At 46.8% G+C, this 11,793-nt stretch carries 1 protein-coding gene; it reads right to left on the minus strand.

Translation table 11 applies throughout. The features are described from left to right. Entirely contained in the window at nt 1-11,784 is an 11,784-nt protein-coding gene (locus U0R10_RS11325) for a beta strand repeat-containing protein (protein WP_377984086.1), read from the minus strand. Between the last annotated feature and the right edge of the window lie 9 nt (nt 11,785-11,793).

The following is an 11,793-nucleotide window of genomic DNA, read 5'->3' on the forward strand; positions in this document are numbered from 1 at the left end:
CTATCGCGTGTAATCCGGTACAATTTCATTACTGCCCAGCTGTACCGAAAAGTGCACGGAACTATCCGCATCATTCACAAACTTGATTTGCTCCAGCCATGGTAAAGTTAAACGCGAGTTAATAAACAACTTACCGGCGGTGCCTGGGAATCCCGTAAAATTGATTTGGCCATATTGATTAATTCCACCCGCCGCACGAATCACCCCATTCAGTGTAACAAAACGCGAAGAACTCGTTTGGAGCAATCCGGTATCCTCCACATTAGGGCGCTGGCCACCCGCAGGAATACTGAAATCTCCCTCCCAACCATTTACGGTTAATAACTTTCCAGCGGTGAAAGTCCCCGGAAGAGCGAAAGTCACCCGATGAACACCCGACGCAAAAAGTAAGCGGGAATTATCGGAAATATGTACCACACCTGTCGTTTCGGTAAATCCAGCTGTACTCAGCGTCCCGCCGTTGAAATAAAATGCGCTGGCATTTGGTAGAACTTCATTGGCTCCCAATGCTAAAAGACCTGATGTCACCTTCGTAAAGCCTGAATACGTATTATTTCCACTCAAGGTTAGTACCCCATCTCCGATCTTTTCCACCATGCCGGCACCCGAAATAATTCCAGAAATCTTGACATTCCCTAAGGCCGCAGCTTTCCCCGACATCAATAAAAATCCTGCCGTTGAAACTGATCCAGATAACCGCAACTCATCCGCATCTGCAGATACCACTGCAATAGCACCCAAAGTCACCGGCCCCGTCCAGGTATTCAGTCCAGATACACTCGCCAATGCCCCATCACCAGCAACCATCGACCCATTAATTGTTAAAGGTTCTGCCGCCATGGTCAGGCCACCGCGCATTTGTAAACTCGCTCCTGATGTTACCGTTGTGCCCGCGGCCGTAGAACCGAGTGCACTCGCTGATTCTACAAAAAGCTTACCCACTGAAACCGTCGTTAATCCTCCATAACTATTATTACCTCTTAATAATAATGAACCTGCACCATCTTTGGTCACGGTCGAAACGCCCGAAATCGAGCCCGAAACAACATGATTCGCCACGCCGCCAAAAGTCAAACCGATGGGATTCGCAATTGCTCCTGAAATCGTTAAAACGCCTGCATCCGAATTCATGCGCACCGCCGGTGTTCCTAACGTAATCGCCCCAGCATAGGTATTTGAACCGGTCAAATTCCGCAAGGCTCCCAAACCTCCACCCGTTCCATTCAAGGTCAACGGCTCAGCAGCAGACGTAATTCCACCGTCCAACTGTAAACTAGCAGCATCCGAAACCACCGTTCCCAACGATATAGCCCCTAATCCATTCGCATGTTTCAAGCGTATGATACCTTGCGAAATCGTCGTCAAACCGGTATAGGTATTTGCACTACTCAATTCCAAAATACCCGTTGGCCCACTTTTCACAAGTGCTATACCTCCTTCAATAGAACCCGCAAAAGCAGTCGTCAAATTCGGATTATTATAGCTCAAGGTCAATGTACCCCCATTTCGTATCGTTCCCGAGCCAGCAATCGAACCCACCGTCTCGCTAAATCCACCCAAATCCCACATCGCACCGGGAGCCACTGTCACATCCGCAAAATCCCAAATACTAGTCGCAGACATTAATTTCAAGGTACCTGCATTTACTTGCACGGATGGCGTATGCACTACAACGCCCCCAGTACTAAATCCTCCATAACTGTAATTTCGCAATAGGAATGCCCCCGAACCGTTCTTAACAAACCCGCCTGCTTTCACAAGACTCGTCGACGTCTGTCCCAAATTTTGCCCACTCGCTTCCGTCAAGGCATCCGTTTCTACCGTCAAAATTCCCGGAAAAGCATTCGATAAATTTGTTCCCGCCTGCGAGGTGATGTTGGCATTCGCCGTAATCCCCAAAGGCCCAATCAACGTTATATTTCCTCCATTTCCCCCACCTGAATTCGTAAAGGTCGACGCATTATTCCCTCCCGTTGCCGTCAAAGGTCCATTTAACATGATACCTCCCACTGCTTTTAAGGTGATATTTCCAGCACTTCCAGCCCGCGAGGCAGAAATATTCGACGTTAAATTTCCAGCAGATGTATTGATTGAACCAGCCGCAGATACGGTAACATCCCCAGTCAAGGATTCAAAATAGGCCTCAATGCCTGGATAGGCAAGCGCCGCAGTCGTAGAACCTAAGGTCATTGCTGCAAACACGTTTACAGTCCCACGTGCCGTCATCATTAATTTTCGAGCGACAGCCGATGCATTAGATGCCGATAAGGCCCCGGTGACAATGATTGCACCCGACTGCGTTCCTGACCCATTCGATGTCAAAACAGACACATCACCCGTAGCCAATTTAGTCTGAACTTCGACCACATTTAATATCGCATTATCCGCATTGGGAGTGAAGGTATGTACGCCTCCAGTCAACGCGCTCCAAACACCATTACTCGGCGTTGCCGTACTCAAAATCACATTACTAAAGCTCGTGGGCTTGACCACCATGTTATCCCCTGGGACAATTTCAAAGGTCCCATCTGTTAACATGTGCGCATAATGATTCGTAGGCGTTGGACTCTCAAACAAGATTTGGTCAAGCACATAGGTACTCACGGATGAGGCGAATTTTACTTGGCCAACCGTCCCTGACGTCTGATTCGTGTAATCACCCTGCCAGCCTAGGATACTCAATCGCTTGAAATCGAACAGTTGGCTGACACCTGAAAAGGTCAAATTATGCATGTTTGTTGTCCCCAAATCCAACATAGAATTGGCCGTTAAATACAGCATTCCTAGCGTATTGGAATAATTATTTGTCGCCAACGTTCCTCCATTGAAATAGAAAGCACTGGCAAGTGGAAGCGCTTGGGCAATTCCTAACTGAATCTTTCCAGCAGATAATCGCGTTAAGCCTGAATAACTATTTGCGGCATTCAATGTGAGTCGATTTGAACTAATTTTCTCTAAAGAACCCGCTCCAGAAATCACCCCGGTAACAAGTATATTACCTACGCCCGTCGAAGAACCCAAAGTCAAAATAATTGGATTAGAAACGGCCGACAAACTTAAATCGCTTTCCGCATTGATGTACACGGATGAGCCTCCGGTGGTGATAGGTCCCGACCAACTATTTGCTCCATTGATGGATCGCAAAGCGCCTGTTCCCGTAGCCGTTACGCCACTTAAGGACAGCGATTCACCACTGACCGTAATTCCGCCATCCAACACCAAACTCGTTCCTGAATTTACCGTGATCAACCCGCCGGCTGCACCCAACGCATTGTTTTGTTGGAGCACCAGCGCTCCCGCCGATACCGTCATCGTCCCTGTAAAGGTATTATCGCCACTCAAGATTAAAGTTCCCGCCCCACTTTTCGTCACATTTGCCGTACCTGAAATTCGTCCCGCATAGGTTTGCGCAATCGCCCCATCCCAAGTCAATGTACCTACTGAAATAAGATTACCTGAAAGTGTCAAACTTGTACCGGCTCCACCTATCGTCACATTCCCACCCATTGTCAGGGTGCCCTGCATTGTAAAATTCCCAGCGTCCACCCGAATGGATGTCGCTGTGGAACTTGTTGTCAAGGAGCCGAGCCAACTATTATCCCCGCTCCTACTAATTAATGCGCCTAATGAACTCAATCCAACGCCCGATAGTGTTATATTTTCGGATATCTGAACCCCACCTGCGACTTGTAGCACTGCACCCGACGCTACGGTTGTGGCCCCTAAAACATCTCCCAACGCATTATTATTCGTTGCCAAAATACCTCCCGCATTCAACAAAGTTGGCCCCGAATAAGTATTCGCATTTGACAAGGTTAAAATTCCCACCCCATTTTTAGTCAAGGCCAAAATCCCGGAACCATTTTCCAAAATACCCGAATATGTACTTGCCAAATTATTCGCTCCCACGGTCAATAAACTCGTGGCCGCACCTCCATTGCGGATAAGCCCTGCACCAGCGATGTTACTTAGGGACTCATTGAAATCCCTCATTTCAAAAATACCTGAAGCATTCACCGTCAAAATACTCGTATTCGTGATGGACTCGGACGCGCCTAATCGCAAAGTACCCGCATTCACGGTCGTATTTCCCGTGTAAGTATTTGCACCTTTAAGCACGAAAATTCCGGCACCCTCTTTGGTCAGATTTAGGCCATTGAATATTCCGGCCGACTGCCCGTCGTTTACCCCACCACCGATAGTTGGCGTCGTGTTTTCCGTTTGAACAATCACAGATCCTCCAGTTCCATGGAAGGAAACGCCGCCCCCAGAAGTTCCGCCGCTATTTGATACATTGGCCAACATCGTAATTCCTGTCGTGCCCTTTAACAAAATAGCTCCACCATTTCCGCCAAAAGCAGAAGAGGTATTATTCCCCCCAACCGCAGAAATGGCCGACGAAATCCGCAAGTTTTCCGTTGCCTCCAAACTAATTCCCCCTGCCGCCTGGATTGCCGAACCCGATGAACTAGAAAGTGTATTCGTTGTTAGCGTACCTAACACACTGATGTTTTTTTCTGCTCGAAAAATCAGATTGGTGCCTCTACCCGTCGCACCAACCGGACTGTAATTCAAATTTTTATTGATCCAAATATTGGCTCCTGCATTCACGGTTTGCGTATTGGATACCGTTGGTGTACCAAAAGCCACTATGTCCACATCAAATAACACGGATCCAAACTGCGTACCCGTTGGGCTGGCCGTATTGATCACCACGGAATTCGTAGCCAAGAATCCTCTTAATTCCGTCGCATTAATCATCGCATTGTCATCGGAAGGGGTAAACGTATAGACACCAGACGCCAATACAAAAGCTCCGTTCGATCGCACTTCATCTGAAATTCGAATATTACTATGGCCAGTCACATTCGTAACATCTGCCATGGGAACTAATTCCCCTGTGGCTAATTGTGTTGTATAATGGGTACTAGGACCTGCGGCGTTATAGAAGCGAATTTGATCCAGTTTTTCTCGAATTAAGAAGGGTGAATTCCCCCAGAAAATCTGCCCATCTGTCCCGCTTGTACCAGAACCATACGGACCTACCCAGCCGTTGATGCGTAATTTCCGGAAGTTAAAATCCCCCATCGCGTTGAAGGTTAAGGCGTGCACACCCGAACCTAAGGTAATCTGTGAATGATTCGTTACGTGTAAAGTCCCAATGGTTTCTTGAAAGCCGTTTGTCTGAAATTCCCCACCATCCAAAAACATGACGCCCGTGCTGGCAATGGATTCATTGGCGGCTAAACGTAAAATTCCAGCGCCCACTTTGGTATACCCCAAATAAGTATTTTGCGCACCAAATTCCACCGTACTCAATCCTGTTTTATCAAATGCCCCAGCACCTGAAATGATTCCATTGAAGCGAAGAGTCGTGGCGCTCGTTGGCAAACCTACATTCAAAATAGTCCCCGCGTTCACCACATTTCCGCCAATCACTAAATCAGATTCCGGAAGAATCGTGTTCGTCGTTCCACTCAAATTAATCGTTCCATTCCAAGCATTTGCTCTAGCTTGTGACACCAAAATAGCCACACCCGATGCCGAACCCGTCAGATTCAATACCTCACTCGCCACCGTAATGTCACCGGGTAAAATCAATTTGGCAAGCGCAGCAATGGTAGTTGCCCCAGACCCTGTGCCAAGTGCCTGGTTGTTGGCAATCGTCACCGTACCCACCTCCACCGAAACAGCACCCGTAAATGTATTCGCATTTGAAAGCGTAATATTTCCTAGCCCGCGTTTGGTTAGCGAACCCGCCCCGCTGAAAATTCCGGATATACTAGTTTCCGAAATACCATTCACAATTTGGCCTGCCGCCGCATTGATATTGCCCGCAATATTCAATTGCGAAGTACCGGTTCCTACATAAGTCAAAACGCCCGTAGGCACGCTGATATCTCCGTTCAAATTCAGGCCCGTAGATTCGACTTTGATCGTCGCCGCAGAGCCAACCGTCACCGTTCCCCCAATGGTTACATTTCCCGTTTGAACTTGCAAGGCACCGCTGGAAGAAATTCCAGATCCAGCGATTGTGAAGTTTTCTATTCCAAAATTCAATGGACCTTTTAATTGTGCGACAGCACCTGAAAGTACGGATACCCCACCCATATTTGACCCAAAGGCATTGACTTGGGAAGCAATCCAAGTTCCTCCGCTAACGGTGGTGGCACCCGAATAGGTATTGGCGAATGTTGGCTCAAAAGTACCCGTTCCCATTTTAGTGAGGGATAAAACTCCAGCACCATCTTCGATTAAGCCCGTAAATGTGGTATTGATATTATTGGAACCAAACGTCAATAAACTAGCACCTGATAAACTACTGCGAATCGTTCCTGCACCGCTAATACCCGCGAGCGTCTCACTCCACCCAGCCATATCGAAGGTTGCCCCGGATGCTAGGACCATGGCACTCGTATTCGGCAAGGATTCTGATGCTCCTAAAATAATCATTCCCGCATTTAAGGTGGTGGTACCTGCATAAGTATTTGCTCCTTTCAATTGCAATATACCCAACCCATTTTTGATCAGGGAGGCTCCGGAAATAACACCGGCTGTTTGTCCGCTATTTTCAACAAAATCTAAGTTGGTATTTTGCAAAGTCACATTCCCACCAGCGCCCGCAACCACTGAAATTCCCCCTGCTGCAGAAATATTCCCTGCTAAAGTCAAGCCCGCAGCTTGAAAAGTTAGGGCACCTCCCGCACCGCCAACGGCAGAACCGCTGGTACTTGTATTCGCCCCACCGGCCGAAGAAATAGCACCGGTTGTAGCTACATAGAGGCCAGATCCAGCGACCAAAGTGATGGCTGGACTAGCCAAAATGGTGTTCGAAGCAACATTCGACGAGGTAGGACTAACACTCAGTGCCGCATTGATCAGGATATTTTGTCCCGCCGTAAAACTGACACTCGGCGCACGATTCGTTGTGGATGCCGTAGACCCTAAAACCAAGGATTTATTCACGTGGATATCACGCGAAGCCGCGACCGTAAATGCACGTACCGTCGCATTATTATTTGTCACAGCAATCGCCTCATCGAATAAAATAGCACCGGCCTGTCCCCCACTTGCCAAAGCCGTATTAATGATGACATTGGACGTCCCCAAATTCGTTTGTACCTCGAGGTAATTTATATTCGCATTATCATCGTTCGCCGTAAACGTATTTGTCGTGCCAGCAAGTGCCCAAGAACCATTAATGGTAGGCTCATTCGAAACCCGAATATTGACTTGACCCGAAAGTACATTGGCCGAACCCGTTGGGATAATTTCACCATCCGACAACTGCAATGGCGCATATTTGGCATTACCGTTTGACTCATCGATGAAGCGAATCTGATCTAATTTATCACGTACTAAGAAATTAGAATTTTGAATAAATATTTGACCGGAAGTACCCGGCGTACCCCCGTTGTACACGCCTTCCCAACCGCGGATATTGAGCATTCTAAAATAGAACGTACCTAAGGTTGTTGCTCGCAAAACATGGGGCGTTCCTGCCCCTAAGCGAATACTCGAATTTGCTGTAATATTAAAGGTCCCCAGCGTCTCATTAAATCCATTGACGTTTAATTCACCGCCATTCAACGTGAAAACCGTACTCGGTATCGCGTCAGAAACCCCTAGTTTCAAGGACCCGCCATTGACTTGGGTATAGCCCGAATAGGTATTTATACCTTGTAGGGTTAATTCATTGGTTCCTGTTTTTTCCAAGGCACCCGTACCGGAAATAATGCCGCTGAAGAGTACATTGGCCGCTCCGGTACCCATGGTCCGGCCGACGGTTAAACTCGTACTATTGTTCAGGATATTTCCAGAAATCTCCAATGCTGATTCGGCATTGATGTAAACCAATGAACCTCCCAGGGTCACATTTCCTGACCACGAATTTGATCCATTGATACTGCGCAACGCGCCGTTTCCAGTTGCGGAAGATCCACTTAAATTCAAGGTTTCACCCAATATGGAAAGTCCACCATCCAAGGTCAAATTCGCACCTGAACTGATTGTTGTTCCGGCAGCATTTGTGCCCAGCGCCGTGGCATGTTTGACAATCAAATTACCTGCGGAAACGGAAACGGCACCACTGTAAGTATTGGCTCCACTTAATTCCAAAAAGCCTGCATCTGATTTCGTTATACCTCCCGCTCCGGATAAAATACCCGCAAATTTCAAACTGGTCCCTTGCACGGCAGTTGTCAAGGTTTGATTTAGCGTCACATCGCCGGTCTGGTTCCAGGTACCCGCAGCGATGACAAACCGACTTGCAGCGGCTGTAACTATTGGACCTGACCAGGAAACATCTCCACTAACTAAAAGTAAGGCTCCGGCAGAAGAAATACCCGTTCCTGAAATAGTCAAAGCTTCATTAGCCACCGTCATGCTACCTTGAATTTCCAAGGCCGCACCTGAAGCGACAACAGTACCTTGAGCGTCACTTCCCAAAGCACCCACATGGGTCATGATAATTTTACCAGCAGAAATAGTTGTTAAACCAGCATGCGTATTGGCCTTTGTCAACCACCAATTACCCGTACCTTGTTTGGTTATATTGACCGTTCCCGTTCCATCACGAATGACCCCATTATACGTTGAAGTCGTGTTGTCAATGCCTGTATTCAAAACAGAACTCGCCACGCCAAAACTCTGAATATTTCCTGTCCCCGAAATACTACCGACGGTCTCGGTGTAATCACCCAATTCCAATACATTGGCCGTGGTCGAAAGCGTCACAGCACTCAAATCCGGAATAACCCCAGCTGCTCCCAAACGAAGCGTTGAACCTTCCGCAACCACCGTCGTTCCGGAATAATCATTTGCCCCCTTGAATTGGTAAATACCTGAACCATATAAAGTTAGGTTAGCCCCACTAATCTTACCGATTTGGCCATCATTTTCACCCCCCACTGTTAGGCTAGTCGCATTTGTTTTCAATAGAACATTCATCGAGGTTCCCAAAAAGTTTATTCCTGAAACCGAGGATCCTCCATTCGCTAATAGATCCCCACCTATACTTAATCCTCCAAGCGCTCTTATGGAAATAGCTCCTGCGTTGCCGCCTCGATAACCAGAAAAGGTATTATTGACTCCCTTGGTGATGATGGATTTACCTGAAGCCAGGCTGAATGATCCATTCGCCGTAATCTCAATATTGGCACTCGGAAATGGAGTTCCTCCATAAGAAACATCAGCCGCTGAGGTTGTAAAATTTGCATTAAAATGGACATCACCCGCACTATTTAAGCGTAATTCAATTCCGCCAACTGTCGTAGGTTGAGTAGAAAATAAGCTCATCGGCTGATTGAGTTGAAAATCAGCACCCGCATTGAATGTCAAGTAACGATCCGCCACACCCGTGTAAACAGGGGCAATCGGCTCATCCACCACAATAATCCCAGCTTGAGTTGCACTCCCCAAACTCGTGTTGATAACCACCCACCGAAAATTCGTAAATTTTCCGGCCAACAAATTCAAATCCCCTGAATTGATATTAGCATTTTCATCGCTTGGATTAAATGTATTCACATTTCCCGCTAAGGACCAAACCCCATTCGACGTAGGTTCATTTGAAATGCGCACATTTGCCCTTCCCGTCGTGGCATTTGCAGTACCGGTTGGAACTACCTCCCCACTAGCTACATGTACAGGTGTATATTTGTCCAATGCTGCCGAATAGAAGCGGATTTGATCTTTTTTATCTTGCGTAAGAGTAGCATTCGAACCGATAAAAAACTGACCTGCCGTCCCACTTGTCCCAGCAGAAAAATCTCCCTCCCAACCATAAATTTTCAACATTTTAAAATTGAAGGTTCCTAGTGTATTTACCCGCAAAGCATGTGGCGTAGCGGACCCAAATAAAATAGAAGAATTGGCACTGACATTCAACGTGGCGAAGGTTTGATCAAACCCATTCGTCTGTAATTCTCCCCCGTTTAAGGTTAGCGAATTCGTATGACTTATGGCATCTGCGATACCTAATCGCAACGATCCTGCTGTAATTTTACTTAAGCCCGTATACGTGTTTGCGACATTCAATAATAGAAATCCACTACCTGTTTTTTCCAAAGCACCCGCTCCGGAAATCGGTCCATTGATCGTTAAATTTCCGGTACTTGATGCGCTTCTACCGACGGTCCAAAGTGTACTTGCATTTGTAATATTTCCGCTAATATTTAGATCGGATTCAGTATTCCAAAATACACTTGTTCCATTCAACGTGATATTTCCGGACCATGAACTCGCACCGTTTTTGGCCAAAAATGATCCATTTGCAGAAATAGCATTACTCGTCATTGTCAAAGGTTCACCCGTCACATTAAGCGTACCATCCAAAGTCAAATTGGCCATCGCCCCTAGCGTTGTACCCGCCAAATTAGAGCCGAGCCCTAATTCATTTTTGATAATCGTTTGGCCATCATTCAGCGTAGTCAAACCATTATAGGAATTTGCCCCATTCAAGGTCAAAATGCCAGTATTATTTTTTCGCAAGGTGGCATTCCCTGTCGCGATTTCTCCGTTAATCGTTAAATTTCCAAGCGTGTTAAATATAACATTTGTATTTGCTCCTTCCAGAGCGGGTCCAGTTAGTGGACTTACCGATAAACTTGCTCCCGTATTCACATAAATGGAAACTTCCCCTAATAGATTAATTTTTCCAATCCACTCATTGTTACCTGACATAGCTTGCAACGCCCCCGTAGCAAAAGGTAAATTGATAAACAACGGTTCATCCAGTACACGAACGTCGTATAGTTGGAGCAAACCACCATCAGCAATGGTAGACCCTTGAATAGAACCCAATGATAAGGCATGTCGGATTGCCAAAACACCAGCTGAAATGGTCGTTGTCCCAGTAAATGAATTAGCACTTAATTCTAACGTAGCGGTTCCACCCCCAACCTTTTCCAAATTAACAACGCCAGCACCATCCTCAATTAACCCACGAAAAGTAGCTGAATTAGTCCCGAATGTCAACTTAACTGGCACAGCAACACTGTTGGTTACTTTACTTGTTAGCTCACCACCCAACGAGGCCAAAAAGACAGAATTACCATTTAAATCCAATACAGAGGCAGATGATAGCGTGAGATTACTTGCCAATGGTATTGCCTTGGAGGCTAATAAAACAAGCCGACCTGCTTTCACGTTGGTCGTACCCTTATATACCTGAATTCCACTTATTCCTAATACTCCTACACCTTCTTTATTAAAATTATTTCCATATAAGATTCCTCCCACCAAGCCATCATTCACCCCGCCACCCGTAGTCAATACTCCATTGCCATCACTCAAACTAATATTACCTCCAGTCCCTATCCCAATAGATCCCGCTCCCGCATTCACATCCGAACGTAAACTCAAGCCCCCAAAGCCACTTATACTAATATTACCCCCATTGCCAGCCGTGTAGCCCGCTCCAGCTCCATCACCCCCAGCACTACTCAATACCCCACCATAATCCACATAACTCCCACTGCTACTCACACTCAAAATACCGCCAGAGCCGCCAACATATCCACTACCTCCGCCACTTTGAATACTCCCCCGTAACAACACCCCATTCACACCACTCAAACTAATGCTACCTCCAGATCCTGCAACCGTATAATAATTACCCCCACGATCCGAATTGCCGCCTACACTATTGAGCACACTTCCCACAGCCATCTCAATCCCCCCACTCACCACATAACTCTGTGAGCCGCCAACTCCACCATTATAATCACTAGAAACAACCACATTACGCCAGCCCTTACTCAATACCTGACCACTGCCACTCAATACCAAATC

This window comes from Aquirufa avitistagni (genome assembly GCF_042715545.1).
GTDB classification, from domain to species: Bacteria; Bacteroidota; Bacteroidia; order Cytophagales; family Spirosomataceae; genus Aquirufa; species Aquirufa avitistagni.